General features: G+C 75.7%; 14 protein-coding genes. 10 read left to right on the top strand and 4 right to left on the bottom strand.

Annotated features, from left to right (window positions below):
• The 5 genes from ACFY23_RS18275 to ACFY23_RS18255 all read left to right on the top strand — a co-directional run.
• Positions 1-1,683: acyltransferase domain-containing protein (locus ACFY23_RS18275; protein ID WP_350685985.1), on the top strand; the 1,683-nt coding region annotated here is incomplete at its 5' end.
• On the top strand, positions 1,680-7,706 hold the full coding sequence (locus ACFY23_RS18270; protein ID WP_350685986.1) for an amino acid adenylation domain-containing protein: 6,027 nt from the start codon (positions 1,680-1,682) through the stop codon (positions 7,704-7,706). The genes ACFY23_RS18275 and ACFY23_RS18270, both read left to right, overlap by 4 nt.
• Positions 7,703-14,899 carry an SDR family NAD(P)-dependent oxidoreductase gene (locus ACFY23_RS18265; RefSeq protein ID WP_350819745.1) on the top strand — a complete coding sequence of 2,399 codons (7,197 nt, stop codon included), beginning with the start codon at positions 7,703-7,705 and terminating at the stop codon, positions 14,897-14,899. Before ACFY23_RS18270 ends, ACFY23_RS18265 begins: the two co-directional genes overlap by 4 nt.
• Complete coding sequence (locus ACFY23_RS18260) at positions 14,896-18,108, top strand: amino acid adenylation domain-containing protein (RefSeq protein WP_350686363.1); 3,213 nt, start codon at positions 14,896-14,898, stop codon at positions 18,106-18,108. The genes ACFY23_RS18265 and ACFY23_RS18260 overlap by 4 nt, the downstream gene beginning before the upstream one ends.
• Positions 18,071-19,225 carry a hypothetical protein gene (locus tag ACFY23_RS18255; RefSeq protein ID WP_350686361.1) on the top strand — a complete coding sequence of 385 codons (1,155 nt, stop codon included), beginning with the start codon at positions 18,071-18,073 and terminating at the stop codon, positions 19,223-19,225. The genes ACFY23_RS18260 and ACFY23_RS18255 overlap by 38 nt, the downstream gene beginning before the upstream one ends.
• A 1-nt stretch (position 19,226) precedes the next feature.
• Here ACFY23_RS18255 and ACFY23_RS18250 read toward each other — a convergent pair whose 3' ends face one another.
• Together ACFY23_RS18250 and ACFY23_RS18245 are read right to left on the bottom strand one after the other, a co-directional pair.
• Entirely contained in the window at positions 19,227-19,952 is a 726-nt protein-coding gene (locus tag ACFY23_RS18250) for an ABC transporter permease (protein ID WP_350686359.1), read from the bottom strand.
• Positions 19,936-20,889 (bottom strand): ABC transporter ATP-binding protein, encoded by a 954-nt coding sequence (locus tag ACFY23_RS18245; protein ID WP_350819747.1) that lies wholly within the window; start codon positions 20,887-20,889, stop codon positions 19,936-19,938. The genes ACFY23_RS18250 and ACFY23_RS18245 overlap by 17 nt, the downstream gene beginning before the upstream one ends.
• A gap of 90 nt (positions 20,890-20,979) precedes the next feature.
• Here ACFY23_RS18245 and ACFY23_RS18240 point away from each other — a divergent pair, with 90 nt between their 5' ends.
• The 3 genes from ACFY23_RS18240 (at position 20,980) to ACFY23_RS18230 (ending at position 22,853) form a co-directional block, all read left to right on the top strand.
• Entirely contained in the window at positions 20,980-21,606 is a 627-nt protein-coding gene (locus tag ACFY23_RS18240; protein ID WP_350687376.1) for a TetR/AcrR family transcriptional regulator, read from the top strand.
• A 162-nt stretch (positions 21,607-21,768) separates the two neighbouring features.
• On the top strand, positions 21,769-21,969 hold the full coding sequence (locus ACFY23_RS18235) for an MbtH family NRPS accessory protein (protein WP_350687378.1): 201 nt from the start codon (positions 21,769-21,771) through the stop codon (positions 21,967-21,969).
• Positions 21,970-22,121: 152 nt separating this feature from the next.
• On the top strand, positions 22,122-22,853 hold the full coding sequence (locus ACFY23_RS18230) for a Clp protease N-terminal domain-containing protein (protein WP_350687379.1): 732 nt from the start codon (positions 22,122-22,124) through the stop codon (positions 22,851-22,853).
• 125 nt (positions 22,854-22,978) lie between these two features.
• Here ACFY23_RS18230 and ACFY23_RS18225 read toward each other — a convergent pair whose 3' ends face one another.
• Positions 22,979-23,497, bottom strand: a complete 519-nt coding sequence (locus tag ACFY23_RS18225; protein WP_350687471.1) for a hypothetical protein — start codon at positions 23,495-23,497, stop codon at positions 22,979-22,981.
• 119 nt (positions 23,498-23,616) lie between these two features.
• Positions 23,617-23,814, bottom strand: a complete 198-nt coding sequence (locus ACFY23_RS18220) for a DNA repair protein (protein WP_350687473.1) — start codon at positions 23,812-23,814, stop codon at positions 23,617-23,619.
• Positions 23,815-24,153: 339 nt separating this feature from the next.
• Between ACFY23_RS18220 and ACFY23_RS18215 the strand changes: the two genes are divergently transcribed.
• Both ACFY23_RS18215 and ACFY23_RS18210 read left to right on the top strand, forming a co-directional pair.
• The gene (locus tag ACFY23_RS18215; RefSeq protein WP_350687475.1) at positions 24,154-24,786 is read left to right on the top strand and encodes a DUF4396 domain-containing protein; all 633 of its coding nucleotides are present in this window, start codon (positions 24,154-24,156) and stop codon (positions 24,784-24,786) included.
• Between the two features lie 150 nt (positions 24,787-24,936).
• Positions 24,937-25,599: a GNAT family N-acetyltransferase gene (locus ACFY23_RS18210; RefSeq protein WP_350819144.1), complete on the top strand. Its 663-nt coding sequence runs from the start codon at positions 24,937-24,939 to the stop codon at positions 25,597-25,599.

The following is a 25,599-nucleotide window of genomic DNA, read 5'->3' as shown; positions in this document are numbered from 1 at the left end:
TTGGCGGATGTGGCGTACACGTTGCAGGTGGGTCGTCGGCATTTCGAGCGGCGGCGGGCGGTGGTCTGCCGCGACGCCACCCAGGCCGCGGCGGCGCTGACCACGCCCCCGACCGGCGCCGTCGACTTCCGGCCCGGCCGTAAGGTCGCCTTCCTCTTCCCCGGCGGCGGCAGCCAGTACGTCGGCATGGGCCGCCAGCTCTACGCCACCGAGCCGGTCTTCGCCGAGCACCTCGACCGCTGCGCCGACCTGGCCCTCGCCCGGCTCGGTTTCGACCTGCGCGACGTGGTCCGCGCCCCCGACGGCGACCGCGCCGTCCAGGAGTTCCTCGGCACGTCCGCCGGGGTAACCACCGCGCTGTTCGCGGTGGAGTACGCGCTGGCCAAGCTGTGGGAGTCGTGGGGCGTGCGCCCGGACGCGATGCTCGGGCACAGCAGCGGCGAGTACGTGGCCGCCTGCCTGGCCGGCGTCTTCGACCTCGCCGACGCCATCGACACCGTGGCCCTGCGCGGCCAGCTCATCGACCGGCTGCCCGGCGGCGCCATGCTCGCCGTCTCGCTGCCCGAGGAGGAACTCGCCGCGCGGCTGGGGCCGGAACTCTCCATCGCCGCGGTGAACGCCCCCGGCCAGTGCACCGTCTCCGGCCTGGTCGAGCCCGTGCAGGAGCTGGCCGACCGGCTCGCCGCCGACGGGGTGGACTTCCGCCGGCTGCACGTGCAGACCCTCGGCCACTCGGTGGCCATGGAGCCGGTGCTCGACGAGTTCCGCGCCCACGTCGCCGGCCTCACCCTGCGCGAGCCGACGCTGTCGTACGTCTCCAACGTCACCGGCACCTGGATCACCCCGGCCGAGGCCACCGACCCCGGCTACTGGGTGCGGCACCTGCGCGGCACCGTCCGCTTCGCCGACGGGGTGCGGACCCTGCTCGCCGGCTCCGCCGACCGGATGCTGGTCGAGGTCGGCCCCGGCACGGTGCTCGGCGCGCTGGTGGGGGCGAACGGCGACGACGCGGCCCCGCCCGTCCTGCCTTCCGTCCGGCACCCCCGCGACTCGCAGCCGGACCAGGCGTTCCTGCTGGCGACCCTGGCGCGGCTCTGGGAGTCCGGCGTGGACGTCGACTGGGAGTCGTTCGCGGCCGGCCAGCCCTGCCGGCGGGTGTCCCTGCCGACCTACCCGTTCGAGCGTCGCCGCTACTGGATCGACGTGCCGGAGGACGGCCCCGTGCCGGTGCAGGACGACTCGCTCGCCCTGCGCCGGGCGCCGGAGCCGGTGGACGCCGGCCCGACGAGCCTCGACGTGGACCTCGGCAGCACCCTGCACCAGCGTCCCCACCTGACCACCGACTACGTCGCGCCCCGCGACGACCTGGAGGAGTCCATCGCCGCCGCCTGGCGCGAGCTGCTCGGCTTCGAGACCGTCGGCGTGCACGACAACTTCTTCGCCCTCGGCGGCAGCTCTCTGCTGACCACTCGCCTGGTCACCCGGCTGCGGGAACGCTTCGCGGTGGACCTGCCGCTGGAGGAGCTGTTCAAGGCGCACACCATCGCCGCCCAGGCCACCATCATCCGCGCCCTCCAGGACGCGGACCCCGCACCCGGGCCGGACGGCGGCGACCCCGACGGATCCCCCGGGGCGGACGGCACCCCGTCCTCCGCAGGCGACGGCGATGGGGCCGCGCGATGACCGTCGACGAGCAGCGCGGGGCGCGCCCCGCCCAGGCGTTGTCCCCGGCGAAGCAGGCGCTGCTGGCGGCCTGGTCCAAGGGGCGGCGCGGCAACCGCGACGAGATCCCCCGCCGGGGCGACGACGGCCCGGCCCCGCTCTCCTTCTCCCAGCAGCGCCTCTGGTTCCTCGAACGGATGGTGCCGGACAGTCCCGCGTACAACACGCCGATGGCGGTCGAGCTGCGCGGGCCGCTGGACGTGGCGGCGCTGCGGGACAGCGTGCAGCGCATCGTCGACCGGCACGAGGCGCTGCGCACCACCATCTGGGAGGCCGACGGCGAGCCGGTGCAGGTGGTCTCGCCGCCCGCGGCCGTCGACCTGCCGGTGACCGACCTGACCGGGCTGAGCGAGGCCGAGCGCGACGAGCGCGTACGCCAGGCCCTCCAGGAGGAGGCCCGGCGGATCTTCGTGCTGGCGGTCGGGCCGCTGGTCCGGTTCGGGCTGTTCCGGCTCGCCCCGGACCGGCACGTCTTCCTGGTCAACTGGAGCCACCTGATCGCCGACGGCTGGTCGGGCCGGGTGTTCTCCCGCGAGCTGGCCGAGTGCTACTCCGCGCTGGTCACCGGCGGCACGCCCCGGCTGCCCGAGCTGAAGCTCCAGTACGCCGACTACGCGGTCTGGCAGCGGGCCCAGATGTCCGGGCCCACGCTGGCCCGGCAGGTGCGCTACTGGCGGGACCGTCTCGCCGGAATCCCGGCGCTGCTGGAGCTGCCCACCGACCGGCCCCGGCCCACCGTGCAGAGCTTCCGCGGCGACACCCTCCGGTTCACGGTCGACGAGCGGCTCACCGGGCGGCTGCGCGCCCTCTGCGCCGGCACCGACAGCACGCTGTTCATGGTGCTGCTCGCCGCCTTCACGGTGGTGCTCTCCCGCTGGTCGGGGCAGCCCGACGTGGTCGTCGGCACGCCGGTCGCCAACCGCAACCGCCCCGAGCTGGAGGACCTGTTCGGCTTCTTCGCCAACACCCTGGCGCTGCGCACCACGGTGACCGGCGACCCGACCTTCCGGCAGTTGCTGACCCGGGTCGGCGCCGACGTGTCCGCCGACTTCGCCCACCAGGACCTACCGTTCGAGAAGCTGGTCGACGAGCTGCAGCCCGAGCGCAGCACCAGCCACAACCCGGTGTTCCAGGTGATGCTCGCGCTGAACAACACCCCGCCGCCGCGCGTCGACCTGACCGCCGACACCCAGCTCGTCGGGCTGGTCGAGGGCGACACCGGGTCGGCGAAGTTCGACCTGTGGCTGTCCCTGGCGGACGCCGGGGACACGCTGCCCGGCGGGCTGGAATACGCCACCGACCTGTTCGACCGGGACACCGTCGAGCGGATCCTGGCCAGCCTGCTGCGCCTGCTCGACCAGGTCTGCGCCGACCCCGACGCCCCGCTGTCCCGGCTGGAGCTGACCGACGACGAGGAACGCGACCGGGTCCTGCGGGCGTGGAACGACACCGCCGCCCCGGAACCCGCGCCGCGCGTCCTGCACGAGCTGATCGCCGAGCAGGTCCGGCGCACCCCCGGGCACGTCGCCGTCCGGCTCGACGACCGGTCGCTGACCTACGCCGAGCTGGACCGCCGCGGCAACCGGCTGGCCCACCGGCTGCGGCGGCACGGGGTGGGACCGGACAGCCGGGTCGCCGTCTGCCTCGACCGCTCGCCGGAACTGCTGGTGGCGCTGCTGGGCGTGCTCAAGGCCGGCGGCTGCTACGTGCCGCTGGACCCGGAGCACCCGCCCGCGCGGCTGGCGTACCTGCTCGCCGACTGCGGCGCGGAGATCGTGCTGACCGGCGACGGCGGGCGGGACGTGCTGCCCGCCGACGCGCCGCCCGTGATCGACCTGCACCGCGACGACTGCGCCGACGAGCCCGAGCACGCCCCGACCAGCGGCGTCACCGAGGACGACCTGACGTACGTCATCTACACCTCCGGCTCCACCGGCATGCCGAAGGGGGTGATGAACAGCCACCGCGCCGTGGTGAACCGGCTGCGCTGGATGCAGCGCCGCTTCGAGCTGACCGCCGGCGAGGCGGTGCTGCAGAAGACCCCCGCCAGCTTCGACGTCTCGGTGTGGGAGTTCTTCTGGCCGCTGCTGGTCGGCGCGACCGTCACCATGGCCCGCCCCGACGGGCACCGCGACCCCGGCTACCTGGTCGACCTGATCAACGACCAGCGGGTCACCACCGTCCACTTCGTACCGTCGATGCTGCGGCTCTTCCTCGACGAGCCGCGCTCGGCCACCTGCACCGGGCTGCGCCGGGTGGTGTGCAGCGGCGAGGCGCTGCCCCGCGACCTGGTCCGCCGCCTCCAGGAGCGGCTGCCCGCCCGGCTCGACAACCTGTACGGCCCGACCGAGGCCGCCGTGGACGTCACCGCCTACCGGTGCCCGCCGGGGGAGGACACCACCGACGTGTCGATCGGCGCCCCCGTCGACAACACCAGCATCTACGTGCTGGACCCGGCCGGCCGGCCGGTGCCGGTCGGCGTGCCCGGCGAGCTGTGCATCGGCGGCATCCAGGTGGCCCGCGGCTACCAGGGCCGGCCCGCGCTGACCGCCGAGCGGTTCGTCCCCGACCCGTTCACCGACCGCCCCGGCGCCCGGATGTACCGCACCGGCGACATCGTCCGGTGGCGGCCCGGAGGCACCCTGTCCTACCTGGGGCGGGAGGACCTCCAGGTCAAGCTCGGCGGCATCCGCTTCGAGCTGGGCGAGATCGAGGCGGCCCTGCGGGAGCACCCGACCGTGCGGGACGCGGTGGTCACCGTGCGCCGCGACGCCGCCGGCGGGGAGGCCGGCGAGGGCCAGCTCGTGGCGTACGTGGTGCCCCGCTCCGCGGAGCACCCGGAGCCGGCCGCGCCGGCGACCCCGGACGGGTCCCCGGCGACCGGCGACGCCGACGGCACCGTGCAGCAGTGGGCGCGGGTCTTCGACGACGCGTACACCGAGCCGGAGAGCGCCGACGCGGCGGACAGCAACTTCTCCAGCTGGAACAGCAGCTACACCGGCGACCCGATCCCGGCCGACGAGATGCGGCGGTGGGTCGACGAGACCGTCGCCCTGGCCCTGGCGGAGCCGCCCGGCCGGGTCCTCGAGGTGGGCTGCGGGCTCGGCCTGCTCCTGCTGCGCATCGCGCCGCACGCCGCGTCGTACCACGGCACCGACATCTCCCGGTTCGCGCTCGGCCAGGTCCGCGCCGAGGTCCGGGCCCGCGGCCTGGCGGGCGTGACCCTCGACGAACGGGCCGCGCACGAGCTGGCCGACCTGCCCGCCGGGTCGTTCGACACCGTGCTGTTGAACTCGGTCGTGCAGTACTTCCCGGACGTCGACTACCTGCGGGAGGTGCTCGCGCAGGCCCGCCGGCTGGTCGCCCCGGGCGGCCGGATCGTCGTCGGCGACGTCCGTAGCCTGCCCCTGCTGGCCGACTTCCACCGCTCGGTGGAACTGCACCGGGCGGACCCGGACGCCGACCCGGCGGTGGTGCTCGCCCGGGCGGCCGCCCGGACGTGGCAGGAGGAGGAGCTGGCGCTCGACCCGGCGCTGTTCGCCTCCCTCGGTGACACCCTGCCCGGCGTCGCCGCCGTCGAGGTGCGGCTCAAGCGCGGCGGCTACGACAACGAGCTGAGCCGGTTCCGCTACGACGTGGTCGTCCGCGTCGCCGCCGACCCGGCGGCGGACGGCCCGGCCGCGCCGGAGCCGGCCGCCGACCCCCTCGGCTGGGAGGGCGACCTGGCCGGCCGGCTGCGCGACCGGCTCCGGGAGGAACCGGTGGTCGCGGTGACCGGGATACCCAACGGCCGGCTTCGCGAGATCGCCGCCCTGCGGGCCGGCGACGGCGCCTGCCGGACGGTGGGCGAGCTGCGCGCCCGGGTCGACCGGGAGCCGGCCGGCGTCGACCCCGACGAGCTGTACCGGCTCGCCGACGAGCTGGGCGTGGGCGTCGTCGTCGCCCCGTCGGTCGCCGACCCGACCCGGATCGACGCCCTGTTCCACCGCGCCGACGTACGCCCGTCGTGGCCCCCCGCGCCGCCCGCGCGCGGCGGCGCGCTCGCGAACTGGCCCCGCCAGGCCCGGCTGATGGGCGAACTCGGCCCGCGCTGGCGGGCACACCTGAAGGACCGGATCCCGCGCTACGCCGTGCCGGCGGTGTTCGTCCCGGTGACCGGCATCCCGCTGAGCCTCAACGGCAAGGTGGACTGGTCGGACCTGCCGGCGCCGCCGCCGGCGGCGGCCCGGGACCGGGGAGCGCACGTCCCGCCGGCCGACGGCACCGAACAGCTCGTCGCCGACATCTGGGCGTCCGTCCTCGGCCTGGAACGGGTCAGCGCCACGGCCAACTACTTCGAGCTGGGCGGCGACTCGATCCGGGGGATCCGGGTGATGGCCCGGGCCAACGGGGCCGGCCTGCCGCTCGTGCCCCGCGACCTGTTCGCGCACCCGACGGTGGCGGAACTCGCGGCGGTCGCCGACGCCCGGCTGGCCGAGGGCGGCACCGTCGACGGGCCCGCCCCGGAGTCGCCGGGCGACTGGGGGCTGTCGGAGCGCGACCGGGCCCACCGGGAGCGGCTGCTGGCCGACGCCGACGTGGAGGAGGTCTTCCCGCTGGCCCCGTACCAGGCGCACATGCTGCGCCGGCTGGTCGCCGACCCGCGACCCGGCGAGTTCCTGGTGCAGCGCGTCGACACCCTGCGCGGCCCCATCGACGTGGACCTGCTGCGCCGCTGCTGGGCGGGGCTGGCCCGCCGGTACGCCCTGCTGCGGACCATGTTCGTCTGGGCCGACCTGGACGAGCCGCTGCAGGTGGTGCGGCGCGACGTCGAGCTGCCCTCCCGGTACGAGGACTGGACCGGGCTCACCGCCACCGAACAGGACGCCGCGCTGGCCCGCTTCCTGCGCGAGGACCAGGTGGTGGGCTGCGCCCCCGACGACCCCGCCGGCATCCGGCTGTTCCTGGCCAAGGTCGACGAGGACGCCTACCGGACCGTGTTCAGCTTCAGCTACCTGCGAATGGAGGGCTGGAGCCTCAGCGTCTTCCTCAGCGACGTCATCGGTGAGTACCATCGCCTGCTCGCCGGCGAGACCCCGCAGGCCGGCACGGACGTGCCGTTCAGCCGCTACGTCGACTGGCTGCGCCGCCGCGGCGTACCGGCCGACACGCCGGCGTTCTGGCGGGACATGTTCGCCGGCGGGTGGTCGCCGACCCCGCTGGCCGCGTCCGCCCCCGACAACCGGCCCGGAGACCGGCACGGCTACGCCCGGCAGCACCTGCACGTGGACGCGCGCGTCACGGAGGCGCTGCGGGACACCGCCCAGCGGCTGCGGATGCCCCCGAACACGCTGGTCCAGGCCGCCTGGGCGGCGCTGCTCGCCCGGTACGCCGGCCGCGACGAGGCCACCCTGGGGGTCTTCTTCAACGGCCGTCCGGCGGACCTGCCGGGCGTCGAGGACCTGACCGGCCCGACGATGAACGTGCTGCCGATGCGGGTGCGGCTGCCCGAGCCGGACCGGCCCGTCGTCGACCTGCTGTCGCACGTGATGACCGTCGGCGCCGACGCCGCCCACCACCAGTACGTGGCGCCGGAGCGGGTGGCGGAGTGGGCCGGCTGGCCGGCGGACGAGCCGATGTTCGACGCGTACCTGGTCTTCCAGAACCTCGACCCCACCCTGTTCGGCTCCACCGAGCGGGTCCCGACGTTCTTCAGCCGGCTGGCCGAGCCGTTCCGGCTCGACGTGATGCCGGGGGTGGAGCTGGGACTGATCCTGTCGTACCACCGCGACCTGCTGACCGACGAGGCCGCCGGCCGGGTGCTCGACGACCTCGTGGCGACGCTCGCGGCGATCACCGCCGACCCGAACCGGCCGGTCGCCGAGGTGCTCCGGCCGCCCGCGCCGCCCGCCGCCGCCAAGGTGCTGCTGGTGGAGGGCGAGCTGGGCGGCCACCAGATCAAGGACACGCCGTTCCCCGTCCCGGCGGCGGTGGAACCACGGTGACGGAGGTACCCATGTCCTGGATGGTGCCGATCGGCGCCGCCGACGCCGACGGGCTGCGCCAGCTGGCCGCCGAGGCGGCGGACCGGCTGGACGCCGGGGCGGAGCCGACCGCGCAGGGCGCGCCGGCGGGCGCCGCGCACCGGCTGGTCGCCACCGGAGGGGACCGGGCGGCGCTGGTGGCCGCCCTGCGCTCCGCCGCCGCCGGGGAGCACACCGACGGGGTACGCACGGCCACCGGCACCGACGTCCCGCGCCTGGCGATGGTGTTCTCCGGCGAGGGCACCCAGTGGCCCGGCATGGGCGACGGGCTGTCCGGATGCGCCCCGTACGCCGACGCCCTGGACCGGTGCGACGCGGCCGTCCGGGCGCTCGGCGGCTGGTCCGTCACCGAGGAGATCCGCCGGCCGGCCGGGGCGAGCCGGCTGACCGAGACCGCCGTCGCCCAGCCGGCGATCGTCGCGGTGGAGATCGGCCTGCTCGCGCTGCTGGACAGCCTCGGCGTACGGCCCGACGTGGTGATCGGGCACAGCCTCGGCGAGATCACCGCCGCGTACGCCGCCGGGGCGCTCGGCGTCGAGGACGCCATGGCGGTCGCGTACCACCAGGGCCGGATGTTGCAGCGGGCGACCGGCGGCGGCGGGATGCTCGCCGTCGGCCTCTCCGCCGACCAGGCCACCCGGCTGCTCGCCGACCTGCCCGCCGGGCTGTCGCTGGCGGCGGTCAACGGCCCGGCGAGCGTGGTGCTGTCCGGGGAGCGGTCCGCCCTGGACGCCGCCGTGGCGCGGCTGGCCGCGGACCGCGTGTTCCACCGCGACCTCGGCATCAACTACGCCTTCCACAGCCCCCAGATGGAGCCGTTCACCGACGAACTGGTGGCGGACCTGCGGCCGCTGCTGCGCCACGGGCCCACCACCACCGACATGGTCTCCACCGTCCACGGCGACCTGGTCACCGGCGACCGGCTGGGCGCGGAGCACTGGGGGATGCTGTCCCGCCGCCCGGTGCGCTTCCTCGACGCGGTGGGCCGCGCCGACGCCGCCGTCCACCTGGAGATCAGCCCCACCCCGGTGCTGCGCACGGCGTTGCTGCAGTGCCTGGGCGGGCGGCCCGGCACCAGCGTGCTGGGCTCGCTGCGCCCCGACCGGGACGCCGCCGAGGCGGTCCACGCGCTGGCCGCCGACCTCTACCTCGCCGGCCTGCCCGTCGCCTGGGACGCGCTGCCGGCCGTGACCCGGGCCGCCGGCACCCCGGCCGCCGAACCGGAGCGGGTGTCCGTCGGGTCGTCGGTCGTCGACCGGCTCCGCGCCGGCAACCCGGCCGGGCTCGGCCACCGGGTCCGGGAGTACGTCGTGGACCGCGCGGCGGAGGTGCTGGGCCGCCACCGCTCCGAGATCCCCGCCGACGCGGGCCTGTTCGCCCTCGGCTTCGACTCGCTGACCGCCGTCCGCCTCGCCGAGCGGCTCGCCGCCGAGCTGCGCCCGCACGTCCCGGTGGGGCCGACGGTCGCGTTCGACCACCCGACCGTCGCCGACCTCGCCGCCCACCTCACCGCCCGGCTCGGCGGCGGCGACGCGGACCGGCCGGCGACCGTTCCGGCGGCGGCCCCGGCCCGCACGGGCCGGGTGCCGGCGGCCGACGAGCCGATCGCCGTCGTCGGCATGGCCTGCCGGGTGCCCGGCGCCGACGGCCCGGACGAGTTCTGGCGGCTGCTGCGCGACGGCGTCGACGCCACCGGCCCGGTGCCCCGCGACCGATGGGACGTCGACGCGCTGCACGGCGACGACCCCCTCGAACCCGGCACCATCTATGCCCGCCGCGGCGGGTTCCTGCCCAGCGTGGACACCTTCGACGCCGACTTCTTCGGCATCTCCGCGGTGGAGGCGGAGAGCATGGACCCCCAGCAGCGGCTGCTGCTGGAGGTGGCCTGGGAGGCGCTGGAGCACGCCGGGATGCCGGCGGACCGGCTGCGCGGCACCCGCGGCGGCGTCTTCGCCGGTCTGTCCATCGACGACTACAAGGGACTCCAGATCGCCGACCCGGCCCGGATCGACGGCTACACCGGCACGGGGAACCTCTTCTGCGTGGCGGCCGGCCGGCTGTCGTACGTGCTGGGGCTGCGCGGGCCGTCGATGGCGGTCGACACCGGCTGCTCGTCGTCGCTGGTCACCGTGCACCTGGCCGCCCAGGCGCTGCGGGCCGGCGAGTGCGACCTCGCGCTGGCCGGCGGCGCGCATTTGATGCTTGCCCCGGACATCACCCTGTTCCTCTGCCGGGCCGGCGCGCTCGCCCCGGACGGCCGGTGCAAGACCTTCGACGCGGCGGCCGACGGCTACTCGCGGGGCGAGGGCGCCGGGATGGTGGTGCTCAAGCGGCTCTCCGACGCGATCGCCGACGGCGACGACATCCACGCCGTGCTCGCCGGGTCCGCCGTCAACCACGACGGCGCCAGCAGCGGCCTGACCGTGCCGAACGGCACCGCCCAGCAGGAACTGCTGACCGACGCGCTCCGCGCCGCCGGTCTCGCCCCGGCCGACGTCGGCTACCTGGAGGCGCACGGCACCGGCACCCCGCTCGGCGACCCGATCGAGCTGCGCGCCGCCGCGGACGTGCTGGGCCGGGACCGGCGCGAACCGCTGGTGGTGGGCTCGGTGAAGACGAACATCGGTCACCTGGAGGCGGCGGCCGGGGTGGTCGGCCTGATCAAGACGGTGCTGGCGCTGCGGCACCGGTGGATCCCCGCGCACCTGAACTTCCGCACCCCGAACCCCCGCCTGCCCTGGGACGACCTGCCCCTGTCGGTGGCCACCACCGGCCGACCCTGGCCGGCGGGCCCGGACGGTCGGCCCCGGGTCGCCGGGGTCAGCTCGTTCGGCATCGGCGGCACCAACGCGCACGTGCTGCTGGCCGAGCACCGCCCCGCGACCGCCCCGGCCGCCCTGGCACCGGCCACCCCGGCCGGTCCCGGCACGGCGGACCGGGCCGTCCCGGGCGACGCGGTCGACCACGCCGACCCGGCCGGGCCGGCTCGCCAGGCCGGTCCGGACGGCGGCGACGGCAGCGGCGACGCACTGTTGCTGCCGCTGTCCGCCGGGTCGCCCGCCGCGCTGCGGGCCCTCGCCGGCCGCTACGCCGCTCACCTCGACCGGCACCCGGAACTCCCCGCGCCGGCCGTCTGCGCCGCCGCGGCCCGGTTCCGCGCCCCGCTGCGGCACCGCCTGGCCGTCACCGGCGCCGACCGGGCGGAGCTGCGCCACCACCTCGACCGGTACGCCCGGGGCCGGGCCGACGACCTTGTCGAGGGCGAGGTTCGCGGCGTCCCCCGGATCGCGTTCGTCTTCCCCGGCCAGGGCTGCCAGTACCCGGGCATGGGCCGGGCGCTGTACGACACCGAGCCGGTGTTCCGCGCCGCCCTGCGCGAGTGCGCCGACATCCTCGGCGAGCACCTGGGCGACGACCTGCTCCGGGTGCTTCACGACGACGGTGAGCTGCTGCACCGCACCGGCTGGACCCAGCCGGCCGTCGTCGCCGTCGAGTACGCCCTGGCCCGGCTCTGGGGCTCCTGGGGCCTGGCGCCGGCGGTCGTCCTCGGCCACAGCGTCGGCGAGTACGCCGCGGCGTGCGTGGCCGGCGTGCTGCCGCTGGAGGAGGCGCTCCGGCTGGTGGCCGTACGGGCCCGCCTGATGGACGCGCTGCCCGCCGGCGGCCGGATGCTCGCCGTCGCGGCCGACGGGGCGGCCACGGAGGCCGTGCTGGCCCGGCACCCCGAGGTGTCCGTGGCGGCGTACAACGGCCCGGCCGAGACCGTCGTGTCGGGCCCGGCGAGTGCCGTCGAGAGCGTGGCGCGGACCCTGGACGACGCCGGTGTCCGGCACCGTGACCTGCGGGTGTCGCACGCGTTCCACTCGGCGCTGATGGACCCGGCCCTGGACGGTCTCGCCGCCGAGGCGGCCCGCGTCCGGCCCGCCGAGCCGCGCGTGGACGTGGTCTCCACGGTGACCGGGCGGCTGCTCGACGGGCTGATGGACGCCGACTACTGGCGCCGCAACGCCCGCGAGCCGGTCCGCTTCGCCGAGGCGGTGGGCCGCCTCGGCGAGCTGGACTGCGGGCTGGTGCTGGAGCTGGGCCCCGACCCGGTGCTGGGCACGCTGGCCCGCCGCGGGGCGCTCGTGCCGCGGGGCGCCCGGTGGGTGCCGGCGATGCGCCGGGGCCGCGCCGACCGCGCCGTGGCCCGGGACGCGCTGGGCGCCGCCTTCTGCGCGGGCGCGCCGGTGGCGTGGGAGCGGGTGCACCCGGACGCCCGGCGGGTGCCGTTGCCGACGTACCCGTTCCAGCGGCGTCGCTTCTGGCGCGACACCCGCCTCGGGGTGGCCCGGTCCGCCGACACCGGCCCGCTCGGGGAGCGGCTGCGCTCACCCGCTCTCACCGGGAGCGTCTTCGAGCAGGTCGTCGGCCCCGAGCTGCCGGAGCGGCTGACCGACCACGGCCTCTTCGGCGCCACCGTCGTCTCGGCCGCCAACCACCTCGCCGCGATCCTCGCCGCGACCGCCGCCGACGGGGAACCGACCGCCGAGGTCACCGACGTGGCCTTCCCCGAGCCGCTCACCCTGACCGCCGGCGAACAGGCCCGGGTGCAGGTGCTGCTCGGCGCCCCGGACGGCCCCGGGCGGACCGCCGAGGTGGTCAGCGCGACCGGGACCGACCCGGCGCGCTGGCGGGTGCACGCCACCGGCACCGTGCGACCGGCCGGCCCGCCGCCGGCCGAACCCGCCCGTCCCCGCGACAGCGCCGGCACCGAGGTGGTGGACCTGGAGGACCGGATGCGGGCCGCCGGCTACCGGCTCGGCCCGCGCTACCGGTGGCTGGAGTCGGTCGTACGGCACGGCGACGAGGTCGACGCCACGCTGCGCCGCCCGCGCGTCGTACCGCCGTCCACGCAACCGGAACCCGGCCTGCTCGACTCCTGCCTGCGCCTGGTCCTGGCGCTCGCCCCGCAGGCCCTGGCCGCCGACGGCGGCGGGCTGGCCGTTCCGGTCGGCGTCGACCGGCTCGCCTGGTACGCACCCGGGCCGACGGCCACCCTGGACGACGACCTCACCTGCCGGGCCCGGCTGCGGTCGGCCACCCCCGACGGCGACGACCTCGTCCTCGACGTCACCCTGCGCGCCGCCGGCCGGGTCCGCCTGGTCGTCGACGGCCTGCGGCTGCGCCGGGTCCGCCGGGACGCGCTGCTGCGCGGGGCCGAGAACGGCGACCGGCTGCGCCACCGGATCGACTGGCGTCCCGCCGACCCGGCCCCGGACCGCCCGACCGACACCACCGGCCGCTGGCTGCTCCTGGCCGACAGCGGGGGCGTCGCCGACCGGGTCGCGGCCGCCGTCCACGACGGCGGCGGGACCTGCCGGACGGTCGGGCCGGCGACGGTCGCCGAGCACCCCGGCGGCCTGCCCGCGCTGCTGGCGGAGCCCGAGCCGCTGCGCGGTGTCGCGCTGCTGTGGCCCCTCGACGACGGCCCCGGGGTGCCGGGCGGCGCCGGGGCGCTGCACGAGCGGCAGGCCCGCGGCGTGCACGCCGCGCTGCACCTGCTGCACGCCCTGGCCGACCGGCACCCGACGGCCCGGCTGGTGCTCGCCACCCGGGGCTGCCAGCAGACCGACGACACCGGACCGGTCGACCCCACCCACGCCGCCGTGTGGGGGCTGGGCCGGGTGGCGATGACCGAGCGGCCGGACGCCGACGTCGTCCTGCTCGACCTGGCGCCCGACGGCGACCCGGCCGCGGACGCCGCCGCCGTGCTCGCCGCGCTGGCCGCCCCGGCCCCGCCGCCGCAGCAGGCCGCCCGCCCGACAGGGACGCTGGTGCCCCGGCTCCTGCCGGCGCCGGCCGACGGGCCGGAGACCCTGCCCGTGCACCCGGACGGCAGCTACCTCGTCACCGGCGGCACCGGCGGCCTCGGCCGCCGGATCGCGGCCTGGCTGCTGGAACGGGGCGCGGGCCGGGTGTGGCTGCTGTCCCGGGGCGCCACGGCCGTCGAGGGCGCCGAGCCCCTTCCGGGGGAGGACGACCGGGTGCGGACCCTGGTCTGCGACGTCACCGACCCGGTCGCGCTGGACCTGGCGGTGGCCGAGGCGCGGCGCACCGGCCCGCCGCTGCGGGGCGTGGTGCACGCCGCCGGCGGCCTCGACGACGCCCCGCTCGGCGCGCAGACGCCCGACCGCCTCGACATCCCGCTCCGGCCGAAGCTGGCCGCCGCGCACCTGCACCTCGCCACACTCCACGACCAGCTCGACTTCTTCGTGCTGTTCTCGTCGCTGGCCGGGGTGGTCGGCACCGCGGGCCAGGCCGGGTACGCCGCCGGGAACGCCTTCCTCGACGCCCTCGCCGGCCACCGGCGCGCCCTCGGCCTGCCGGCGGTCAGCATCGCCTGGGGCCCGTGGGCGGAGACCGGGATGGCGGCGCGGCTGGGCGCCCGCGAGCGGGACCGGCTGACCGCGTTCGGGCTGCACCCCCTCGACCCGGCCGCCGGGCTGGACGTGCTGGCCCGCTCCGCGTCCGGGCCGCCGTGCCTGGTGGTCGCGGACGCCGACTGGTCCCGGCTCGCCGGGCACCTGCCGGAGCGGTGGCGGCCGGGCCTCTACGCCGAACTGGTCGACGCCACCCCGGCGGCGACCCCGGCCGCCGGGCCGGACACCGGCCGGCCCCACCAGGCCCCGGAGAGCCCGCGCGAGCAGATCCTCGCCGAGATCTGGGCGGAGATCTTCCGGGTCGACCGGGTCGGCGTCACCGACAACTTCTTCGACCTCGGCGGCGACTCGATCCTCAGCCTCCGGCTGGTCGGGGCCGCCCGCCGGGCGGGCCTGCGCATCGCCGAGGCCGACGTCTTCGCCCACCCGACCGTCCGGGACCTCGCCGCCGTCGCCACCGACGACCGGGACGCCGAGGGCGAGGGGGCCGGGGGCCGGGGGCCCGGCGGGCGCGCGGACGCCGACACCGCGCCGGGGCCCGGCCGGCCGGGCGGGGAGCGGGCGCCGGCCGGGAAGGGCCGCCGCACACCCGCCGATCTGGCGGCCTTCGCCGACGCCGAGCTGGACGCGAGCGACCTGACCGCGCTGGCCGCGCAACTGGCCGGGGCGAGTTCCGGCCGCCCGAACGGACGTCCCACCGCACCCGAGACGCTGAGGAAGGACAATCCGTGACCGTTCCCGGAGTCGACAACATCTACCGGTTGTCGTACATGCAGGAAGGGCTGCTGTCGCACAGCCTCGCCGACCCCCGGGCGGCCTTCTACGTCGACCAGGTCGAGTACCGGCTGCACGGGCCGGTCGACCCGGACCTGCTGCTCGCGGCGTGGCAGGCGCTCACCCAGCGGCACGCGGTGCTGCGTACGTCGTTCCACTGGGAGGACATCAAGCAGCCCGTCCAGGTGGTCCGGGACCACGTCGAGGTGCCCATGGAGACCCTCGACTGGCGGGACGTGCCCGCCGCGGACCTGCCGGGCCGGCTGGAGGAGCGGCTGCGCGCCGACCGGCTCCAGGGGTTCGACGTCCAGCAGCCGCCGCTGGTCCGGCTGACCCTCATCCGCACCGGCGAGGAGGACTACACGTTCGTCCTGCGCTACCACCACCTGCTGCTGGACGCATGGTCGGCGCTGATGGTGCTCGACGAGGCGTTCGCCAACTACGACACCCTGGCCGGCGGGCGGCCCCTGGAGACCAGGCCGGCTACCTCCTTCCACGAGTACGTCGGCTGGGTGCGGGCCCAGGACCTCGACGCGGCCGGGCAGGCGTGGCGGGAGGCGCTGCGCGGCGTCACCGACTCGACCACCCCGGCGTGGATCCGCCCTGCGGACGGCAGCGCGCCGGAGCCGTCGGGTCGGGACAACCCGGAGCAGGTGCTGCACGTGCCGGCGGAGACCGTGGCGGCCCTGCGGGAGCTGGGCCGGCGCCGCGAGGTCACCCTCGGCGCGCTGCTGCAGACCTGCTGGGCGCTGGTCCTGCGGGCGCACAGCGGGCGCGACGACGTCGTGTTCGGGGGCACGCTGTCCAGCCGCCCGTCGGACGTGCCGGGGGTGGAGCACACCGCCGGCCTGTTCATCAACACGCTGCCGGTGCGGGTCCGCTTCGACCCGGCCCGCTCGGTCCTCGCCACCGCCGTCGCCCTGCAACACGAACAGGCGGCGTTGCGCCGGTACGACTTCAGCCCGCTGGAGCAGGTGCAGCGGTGGAGCGAGGTGCCCCCGGGCCTGCCCCTGTTCGACACCATCATGACCGTGCTCAACCTGCCCGGGGTGGGTGTGCTGCACCGGCGCAGCGGCGCGGTCGAGATCCGCGACGGGCAGTACCGCTACCGGACCAACTATCCGCTGTCCGTGCTGGTGATCCCCGAGGGCGAGCGGCTCGCCGTCCGCGTCGGCTACGACCCCCGACGGGTCGGCCACGACGCCGTCGCCCGGCTGCTCGGGCACCTCGCGACGGTGGTCGACACCGTGGCGACGCGGCCGGACACGCCGGTGCGTGACGTCGACGTGCTGACCGGCGCCGAACGCGCCCTGGTGGCCGGCTGGAGCGGGACGTCCGCGCCGTACCCGGACGGGACGACGGTGCACGGGCTCGTCGAGGAGCAGGCCGACCTGGGCGGCGACCGGGTCGCGCTGCGCGCCAGCGGCGAGTCGGTCACCTACGGGGAGCTGGACCGCCGGGCCAACCAGATCGCCCGGCACCTGCGCGACCTGGGCGTGCGCCCGGACACGCCGGTCGGGCTGTGCCTGGGGCGTACCCCGGAACTGGTCGTGTCGATGCTCGCCGTGCTCAAGGCGGGTGGCTACTTCGTCGCGCTGGACCCCGACCACCCGCCGGCCCGGCTGGCCGACATCCTCGCCGACGCCGGTGTGGCGGTGGTGGTCAGCGACCGGCGCCACCGCGCCGGCCTGCCGCGCGCTGGGGTGGAGACCGTCCTGCTGGACGCGCACCGTAACCGGTACGCCGACCTGCCCGACGACCGGCTGCCCGCCGTGGCCGGCCCCGACGACCTGGCCTACTCCATCTACACCTCCGGGTCGACCGGCCGGCCCAAGGGTGTGCTCGTGCCGCACCGGGGGCTGTGCAACGTCATCGCGGCCCAGCGCGCGCTCTTCGGGCTGGGCCCGGACGACCGGGTGCTCCAGTGGGCGTCGCCGACGTTCGACGCGTCGGTCTTCGACGTGGCCATGGCCCTCGGCGCGGGCGCCACGCTGCACCTCGCCCCGGCCGAGCGGGTGGCCCCGGGGCCGGACCTGCGGGACCTGCTGGCCACCGAGCGGATCACCGCGCTGACCATCACCCCGTCGGCCCTGGCGGCCGTGCCGGTCGCGGCCCTGCCGGAGTTGCGCACCCTCGTCCTCGCCGGCGAGGCGCTGCCCGCGTCGCTGGTGCGGCAGTGGCGGGTTCCCGGGCGTCGGGTCTTCAACGCGTACGGCCCGACGGAGGCGACGATCTGGGTCTCGGTGCACGAGTGCGGCCCCGAGGACGAGGCGCCGCCCATCGGCCGGCCGATCCCGAACGTCACGGTCCGGGTGCTGGACGCCTCGGGCCGCCCGGTCGGCGTCGGCATCCCCGGCGAGCTGCACGTCGGCGGCGCCGGACTGGCCCGGGGCTACGCGGGTCGTCCCGAGCTGACCGAGCAGCGGTTCGTGCCGGACCCGTTCGGCCCGCCCGGTGCCCGCCTCTACCGCACCGGCGACCTGGTGCGCTGGACCGAGGACGGCGCGCTGCGCTTCCTCGGCCGCACCGACCAACAGGTCAAGGTGCGCGGCCTGCGGATCGAGACCGGCGAGGTGGAGGCGGTGCTGCGCCGGCACGACGACGTCGCCGAGTGCGCGGTGGTGGCCCGCGCCTCGGACGGCTCGGACGGCACGCCGGACACCCTGGTGGCGTACGTGGTGCCGGCCGGCGCGGCGCGGGTGGACGCGGAGAAGCTGCTCGCGCACTGCGCGCAGGTGCTCCCGGAGTACATGCTGCCCGGCGCCGTCGTGCCGCTCGACCGGCTGCCGCTGACCAGCAGCGGGAAGCTCGACGTGCGCGCGCTGCCGTCGCCGCGCGACCTGGCCCGCGAGCAGGAGGCGCAGGCCGAGATGACGGTCACCGAGCAGGCGGTGGCGACGCTCTGGGGCCAGGTGCTCCAGGTGGAGGGCCTCGGCCCCGACGGTGACTTCTTCGCGCTCGGCGGGACCTCGATCAAGGCCACCCAGGTGGTGTCGCGGGCCCGCCGCGCCTGGCAGGTCGACCTGCCGATCCGCAGCGTGTTCGAGAACCGCACGGTGACGGCGTTCGCCGCCGCCGTGGAACAGGCACTGGCCGCCCAGATGGATGACGACGATCAGGAGGTGCAGGATGGCGACGACCAAGGCGTGGGTGCTGCATGCCACTGAACCGGGGAGCGAGCCGACCCGGGGACAGCTGACGCTGGAGCAGATCCCGGTGCGCCGGCCCGAGGAGGGTGAGGTCCTCGTCGAGCCGCTGGTGGGCTGCTGGGAAGCCAACATGGAGCACGCGATCGCCCGGCACCCGGTGGACGTGGCCCGGCAGCGGGGCGACGACAAGATCGTCCTCGGCACCTGCGGGGTGGTCCGGGTGCTCGCGGCCGGGCCGGGCGTGCGGGGCCTGCGCGAGGGGCAGGAGTGCCTGTGGATCCCGTTCGGGGTGATCGACCGCAACGGCTACGCCGAGCGGATCTGCGCGTACGACGCCCCCGGCTCGCCGGGGCTGTTGTCCGGGCGGTTCGTCACGGAGGCGCGGCTGATGGTGCCGCTGCCCGAGCAGAGCCGCCACCCGATCGAGCGCTGGGCGCCGTTCGCCCGGTACTTCACCGCCTGGGACAACTGGCGGGTGGCCCGGCGCTGCTGGGAGGCCCAGGTCGACGACCACTGGGACGAGCCCCCGCTGGTCCTCGGCTGGGGCGGCGGCGTGGTCTGGGCACAGCTCGAGCTGGCCCGCCGGGACGGTTTCCGGACGGCCATGGTGTCCGGTCGGGACAGCCGGCTGGCCGCCATCGCCGCCACCGGCGCCGCCGCGATCGACCGGCGGGAGTTCCCGGACCTGGACTACGACGTGGCGAAGGCCTCCGGCGACCCGGACGCGCTGGACCGGCACAGGGACTCCAAGCGGCGCTTCGTGGAGCGCGTGATGGAGCTCAGCGGCGGCCAGGGCGTCTCCATCTTCCTCGACAACATGGGCGGTGGGCTGCACCGGGTGACGTTGCAGTCGCTGGCCCGGGAGAGCGTGCTCGCCACCGTCGGTTGGAAGCACGGCATGCGGCTGTCGAACCTGCGGGCGGTGGAGTGCATCGGCCGGCACATCCACGTGCACACCCACGCGTGGCGGTTCCAGGACTGCCGGCGGATCCGGGACGTGCAGGAGAGCACCGGCTGGTTGCCCGAGATCAACGAGCCGGTGGCCTCCTTCGACGCCATCCCGCAGTTGGCCGACGCCTACTCCCGCGACGCCTTCGACAGCTACTTCCCGCTGTACGAGGTGACGCCCCGGTGAGTCACGGCCGCCGGACGATCAGCCGGTAGGTCACCACCAGCCCGACGAGGCACCACGCGCCCATCACGAGGTACGGGGTGCCGCTGATGCCGCCGACCAGCGCCTCGCGTACGCCCTGCGCCATGTACTGGAACGGGAGCACGACGTGCACGGCCTGCAACCAGCCCGGTAGCCGGTCGACGGGGAAGTTGACGGGGGAGAACATCAGCGTGACGAAGACGACGAGCTGGGTCACCAGGCCGACCGCGGCCGGCGGGAGGGCGTGGGCCAGCCCGTAGCCGAGCGTGGTGGCGGTCAGGGCGACGAGCAGGGCGGCGGGGATCACCAGCGGACTCGGGTCCAGCCGCAGGTCGAAGCGGAACGCGGCGACCACCAGCGACAGCACGAGCCCGGGCAGCGCGCCCAGGATCCACACGGTGACCCCCGCCGCGACCGAGGCCAGCGGTGGGACGGGCAGCGTCTGGTCGAACTCGAAGCTGCCCTGCAACTTGCTCTGCGCCACCATGTTCGGGGCCATCACCAGCCCGACGGTGATCAGCCCGATGGTCGGGCCGCCGGTGGCGAGGAACGCGGCGCTGGTCGCGTCGACGTCGGGCAGCAGGTACGCGAAGCCGACGATGATGCCGACGGAGAGCCCGGCGGAGACGATCGCGAAGAGGGGGAGCAGGAAGCGCAGCCGCAGCGCGTTCCAGCGCAGCAGCAGGGCGTAGCTACGGAGCCACGACATCGTCGACCTCCTCGTGGGTCGGCTGGTGCTCTTCGAGGGCGAGGTAGATGTCCTCGACCCGCATCGGGTACAGCGAGAAGTCCTCGATCGTGCCGGCGGCCTGCATGCGGGCCGCCCACTCGGTGGCGGCCACCGCGTCGGCGGTGTCCAGGGCGTACGCGAGCCGTTGCCGGTCCCGGCGCGGGGGCTGCCCGGCGAACGGCGGTGGCGCGGGTTCGTCGCTGCCGGCCGACAGTCCGACGTCGAGCCGCAGCGCCGGGCCGGCGCCGGCGCGCAGGTCGGCCACGGTGCCCTCGGCGACCACCCGGCCGTGCGCCAGGACCGAGAGCCGGTCGAGGATCCGCTCGACCTCGGTGAGGTTGTGGGTGACCAGGAGGACGGCCGCCCCGTCGTCGGCCAACGACCGGACCTGCTGCCACAGCAACCGCCGGCGCACCGGGTCCACGTCGTTGCTGGGCTCGTCGAGCACGATCACCTGGCCCGGCCGCACCGCGGCCAGGCAGTACGCGGCGAGGCGGCGGACGCCGCCGGAGAGCCGCTCGGCCGGGGTGTCGGCCCACTCGGTGATGTCGAGGGCCTCGAGCAGCCGCTGGGTGGCGGCGGCCGCCTCGGCCCGGCCCGCCCCCCGGATCCGGGCCACCAGGGTGATGGCCTGGCGCGGCGTCACGCCCATCAGCGGCACCTGGGCCTGCGGCTGCACCGAGCAGACCCGGTGGGCGAACCCGGGGTCGGCGACCGGGTCGCCGTCGCCGATGCGGATCGTGCCGCTGGTCGGCCGGATCAGCCCGGCGACCTGGTTGACCAGCGTGGTCTTGCCGGCGCCGTTGTGGCCGAGCAGGCCGTAGACCTGCCCGGCGTTCACCCGGATGCTGATGTCGTCGTTGGCCCGCACCCCTCCGCGATACTCCTTGCAGACATGGTCCACGCGCAGCACCATGACATCTCCGATACTGGTCGGTATTCAGATACCGCCGAGTATGCGTAATGTGGAGATTCTGGTCAAGCGGAACGACGGGAGAGTCGCCTGATGGAACGGATGGGGCGCCAGGAGCGGCAGCGGCACAACCGGAACCGCCTGCTCGACGCGGCGCAGCGGCTGCTCGCCGAGCGCGGGCCGGCGGCCTCCCTGGACGACATCGCGGCGGCGGCCGGGCTGACCAAGGGCGCCGTCTACTCCAGCTTCCGCAACAAGGAGGACATCATCCTCGCCCTGCTGGACCGGCAGTTGGACATCATCGGCACCGACCTGACCCAGGTCAACGCCGGTGAGTCCGACATGGTGCAGGCGTTCGCCGCCCTCAGCTCGGCCAACTCGACCGGCGACCGGGCCGGGGAGAACGCCGACTTCGCGCTGCTGATGATGGAGTTCTGGATCGCCGCCATGCGCAATCCGCGGGTGCGTCCCCGCTACATCGAGGCGCTGCGCCGCACCCGCGCCGGGATCGCCGCCCACCTGGCCGCCCGGGCCGACGGGCCGGACCCCGCGCTGGTGGCGCGTACGGCGACCCTGCTCCTCGGCCTGGACATCGGGCTGAGCATCCAGCGCCTCGTCGACCCCGAGTCGGTGCCGGAGACGTGGTACGCCGAGGCGTTCGAGCTTCTCGTCCGGCCGCTGTCGGGCGACGCGCCGGACCCTGACGGCAGCGGGAGCTGAGCGTTGGCCCGCCCGGGCCGGGCTGCCGCCGGCGCCGGCAAACCGTGTCGCCGGCGGCGCCGGATCGAGTGAAGGTTGTCGTTGCCCCCGGCTGCGCCGGCTGGATAGGGTCGTGCGGTACCAGTGATCCACAGTGACCGGTTCGTGACGGGGAGACGCGGGATGAGTTTCGAAGCGGAGCAGTACGTCGTCGTCCGCAACGCCGAGGAGCAGTACTCGATCTGGGCGGCCGACCGGCCGGTGCCGGACGGGTGGCAGGCGCTGGACGTCCGCGGCTCTCGCGAGGAGTGCCTGACCCACATCGAGAGCGTCTGGACGGACATGCGCCCGGCCAGCCTGCGGACGGCCGGAAGCGCGGCCTGACCGGGCGCCGCCACCCCGGCCCGCCGACACCGGGTGTGCCGGGGTGGCGGCGAATCGCCGCAGTGCTTCCGTCGCGGTCGGGTCGGCCGTCGCCGACGAGTCGCCGTCAACTGGAGGTTGACGACCGAGGGTCGTCAACCTATCGTTGACGCATGACCGAACCAGTGCAGATGAGCAACCCGGTCCGGCTCGACGACCTCATCCAGGCGATCAAGAAGGCGCACACCGACGCCCTCGACCAGCTCGCCGACGCGGTCATCGCGGCCGACCACCTCGGCGAGATCGCCGACCACCTGATCGGCCACTTCGTGGACCAGGCGCGGCGCTCCGGCGCCTCGTGGACCGACATCGGCCGGAGCATGGGCGTCAGCAAGCAGGCGGCGCAGAAGCGCTTCGTGCCCAAGGCCGCCGAAACGCCGCTCGACCCGCAACAGGGCTTCAGCCGGTTCACCCCCCGCGCCCGCAACACCGTGATGGCCTCGCAGAACGAGGCGCGGGCCACCGGGCACGCCGAGATCCGCCCCGAGCACGTGCTGTTGGGGCTGCTCAGCGAGCCGGAGGCCCTCGCCGCGCAGGCGATCGTCGCGCAGGGCGTGCCGCTGGAGCGGGTGCGCGAGGTCGCGACGGCCGCGCTGCCGCCGTCCTCGGCCGAGGTCCCCGACCTGATCCCGTACGACGCGCAGGCCAAGAAGGCTCTGGAGCTGACCTTCCGCGAGGCGCTGCGGCTGGGGCACAACTACATCGGCACCGAGCACATCCTGCTCGCCCTGCTGGAACTGGAGAACGGCACCGGGGTGCTGGCCGACCTCGGCGTCGACAAGGCCACCGCCGAGTCGACGATCCTCGCGGCGGTCGCCGCCGCCGCGAAGAGCGTCCAGGGCTGACGGGAGAGCCGGCGCTCGTCGCGGCGGTCGGGGGACGCCGCGACGAGCGTCCGGCGCGGCGCGTCGGCGGCGACGTGCCGGCGCCCGCCGGCGGGCGCCGGCACGTCGGTTGCCGCGACGGCGACTCAGGAAGCGGTGGGGAAGCCGTACCGGGTGGCGTGCTCCGGGTCGGCGGGATCGATCTGGCGGATCCCGGCGTCGGCGAGGCGCTTGTTGACCTCGTCGAGTTGTTCGCGCACCAACCGGGCCTCCTCCTCGGTGACCCGGCCCCGGTGCGGCTTGCCGGCGTGCTCGATCGTGCCGTAGTCGACCTTCTCGGCGCTCTTGCGGGCCTTCGGCGGGCGGACCCGCTCGGCGGTCCGGAGCAACTGCGCCATCGGCACGTCGGTGGCCATCGCGTCGAACTCGCTCGCCGTCAGCACCACCCGCCGGGGCTCGCCGCCGCCGTGCCGGTCGTGGATCTCGACGACCGCGACGTCGAGCGCGGCGTCGTCGATGCTCTCCACCTCGACCGGGGTGGCATCCAGTTGCACGGGCCCGGCCACCAGGTCAGGGTGCTCCAGGACGACGACGCGGACCACCTCGTCGTCGGGCTGGATCACCGTGCCGCTGAAGTCGGAGACGTGGATCGTCTTCTTGCCCATGCGCGATGTTTCTCCTGTCGTGGGCCGGGTTCCGGACCACAAGAAATTACCCGACAGGTGTGCGAAAGCCATCGCTGGACCGCCCCGGGTGTGTCGTTGCCCCGGCGTGGGCGGTCGGGTCAGCGCGGGTTGAGGTTGCGGCGGGTGGAGGTCCCGGCCGGCAGCTTGTTCAGCTCTCCCCAGGAGAGCGTCTCGGTACGGGTGACGCCGCGGTTGCCCCGGTACGGCGGCTGCGCGGGAAACCGCCCGGCGGCCCCGGGCGCGCGCCAAAGCCGCTCGGTCTCCTGCTGGTACCGGTCGTTCGGCTGATTCGGCATGACGACTACCGTCCCAAACAAAGTTGTACATGTATGGAAATGAATATGACGGCCGATCGATGTCCCGGGTTCCCGCGCCCGCGAGCGATCTCGAGGCGGCCTCCATCGACGATGTCCTGCACCTGTACCCGCCCGCCCTGCGCTTGAACCGGCGTCGGCGCCCTGTGGTGCCGGAGCCCGGCGACGAGGTCGGCGGCCGGGTCGACCCGACGTCCCGCGGGCCGGGTGCGCGCCCGGGGCGCCCGCCGGGCGTCGCCGACCTGCGGCGCCCGGCACCGGTCGCGGGAGGGTGGTCGACACCCCTTGATGAGATACCCCCTGGGGGTATATGGTCGGGGCATGACGAACGCGAATCTCACCCGGCTGGCGATCACGGCGACCCTGCACTGCCTCACGGGCTGCGCCATCGGCGAGGTCCTCGGCATGGTCATCGGCACCGCCCTCGGCTGGTCCGACCTCGCCACGATCGCGCTCGCGGTCGGCCTGGCGTTCCTCTTCGGCTACTCGCTGACCATCCGGCCGGTGCTGCGTTCCGGCGTCCCGCTGCGCACCGCGATCAAGGTGGCGCTGGTCGCCGACACGGTGAGCATCGCGGTGATGGAGGTGGTCGACAACGGCGTCATGCTCGCCATCCCCGGCGCGATGGAGGCCGGCCTGACGAGTTGGGTGTTCTGGGCCAGCCTCGCCTTCGCCCTCGCGGTGGCCTTCGTGGTCACCGTGCCGGTCAACCGGGCGCTGATCGGGCGCGGTCGGGGCCACGCGGTTACCCACCGGTACCACGCCGGCCACGGCACCGGGGCGACCCACGCCGGCCACGGCACCGACGCCACCCACGCCGGCCACGACGCCGGGTCGACCCACGCCGGGCCTGCTGGGCACGAGGGCGGCTCCGTCGGCCACGCGGTGCACGAGGCCGGGGGCGGGGAGCACCGGCCGGGCCACGCCGGGCACGCGGGTCGCGCCCACCATTGATCGGATCCGTACGCCGGGCGGCAACCGTCCGGCGTACGGTGATCGGCGGACGGGCCGGGGTGCGAGCCGCGCCCCGGCGAGCGCGGCGAGCGGCCCCGGCGGCGTTCGCCCGGGCGGCTGCCGTGGGTCGGCCGCGGGGGAGGTGACTCGATGCTCGACCGGCGGCTCCACCTGCACCTGTCGACCTGGCTGGGCCAGTGGCCGGCGGGCCCGGGGCTGCACGTGGTCGGGTCGCACCGGCGGGCCCGGCCGGCCTGGGACGGTCGGCTGCGGCCGGCGATCGCGGTCGCGGCCGGGGCGAGCACCGTGCTCTCCGTACCGCCGGAGCGGGTGGAGGCGGTCCGCGAGTTGGCCCGCCGGCGGGTCGGGCGGTTGCTGCCCGGGCTGCCCGCGGCGGTCGGTCGGCCCGGCTGGGCGGTCCACGACGACGTGTTCCGGTGGAGCGTCGCCCCGGCCCCGCTGCCCGACGTGGGGGACTGGGTGTCCCCGGCCTCGCCGGGGCTGCCGTCCTGGCTCCGGCTCTTCGACCGGCCCGTGCTGGTGGTGCGCGACGAGCGTGGCCGGTACCTGTCCGGGGTGGGGGTGAAGCGGCACGACGCGTACGGCCACGAGTTGGCGGTGGGGACGGTGCCGGCGGCGCGGGGGCGGGGGCTGGCCCGGCGACTGGTCGCGCAGGCGGCCCGCCGGGTGCTCGACGAGGGGGCCGTTCCGACCTACCTGCACGACCGCGCCAACGCGGCCTCCGCGCGGGTCGCCGAGGCGGCCGGCTTCCCCGACCGGGGCTGGCGATCGTTCGGGGTGTACCCGCCGTGA

Source organism: Micromonospora sp. NPDC000121 (genome assembly GCF_042899165.1).
GTDB lineage: Bacteria > Actinomycetota > Actinomycetes > Mycobacteriales > Micromonosporaceae > Micromonospora.
The sequence above is the reverse complement of the archived record's forward strand: the minus strand, read 5'-3'. Positions and strand labels throughout refer to the sequence as shown.

Coding starts and splice junctions, on each gene's coding strand:
- ACFY23_RS18240 (WP_350687376.1), top strand. CDS start 20,980: ATGGAACGGATGGGGCGCCAGGAGCGGCAGCGGCACAACCGGAACCGC.
- ACFY23_RS18235 (WP_350687378.1), top strand. CDS start 21,769: ATGAGTTTCGAAGCGGAGCAGTACGTCGTCGTCCGCAACGCCGAGGAG.
- ACFY23_RS18220 (WP_350687473.1), bottom strand. CDS start 23,814: ATGCCGAATCAGCCGAACGACCGGTACCAGCAGGAGACCGAGCGGCTT.
- ACFY23_RS18230 (WP_350687379.1), top strand. CDS start 22,122: ATGACCGAACCAGTGCAGATGAGCAACCCGGTCCGGCTCGACGACCTC.
- ACFY23_RS18250 (WP_350686359.1), bottom strand. CDS start 19,952: ATGTCGTGGCTCCGTAGCTACGCCCTGCTGCTGCGCTGGAACGCGCTG.
- ACFY23_RS18210 (WP_350819144.1), top strand. CDS start 24,937: ATGCTCGACCGGCGGCTCCACCTGCACCTGTCGACCTGGCTGGGCCAG.
- ACFY23_RS18255 (WP_350686361.1), top strand. CDS start 18,071: ATGGCGACGACCAAGGCGTGGGTGCTGCATGCCACTGAACCGGGGAGC.
- ACFY23_RS18270 (WP_350685986.1), top strand. CDS start 1,680: ATGACCGTCGACGAGCAGCGCGGGGCGCGCCCCGCCCAGGCGTTGTCC.
- ACFY23_RS18215 (WP_350687475.1), top strand. CDS start 24,154: ATGACGAACGCGAATCTCACCCGGCTGGCGATCACGGCGACCCTGCAC.
- ACFY23_RS18225 (WP_350687471.1), bottom strand. CDS start 23,497: ATGGGCAAGAAGACGATCCACGTCTCCGACTTCAGCGGCACGGTGATC.
- ACFY23_RS18245 (WP_350819747.1), bottom strand. CDS start 20,889: ATGGTGCTGCGCGTGGACCATGTCTGCAAGGAGTATCGCGGAGGGGTG.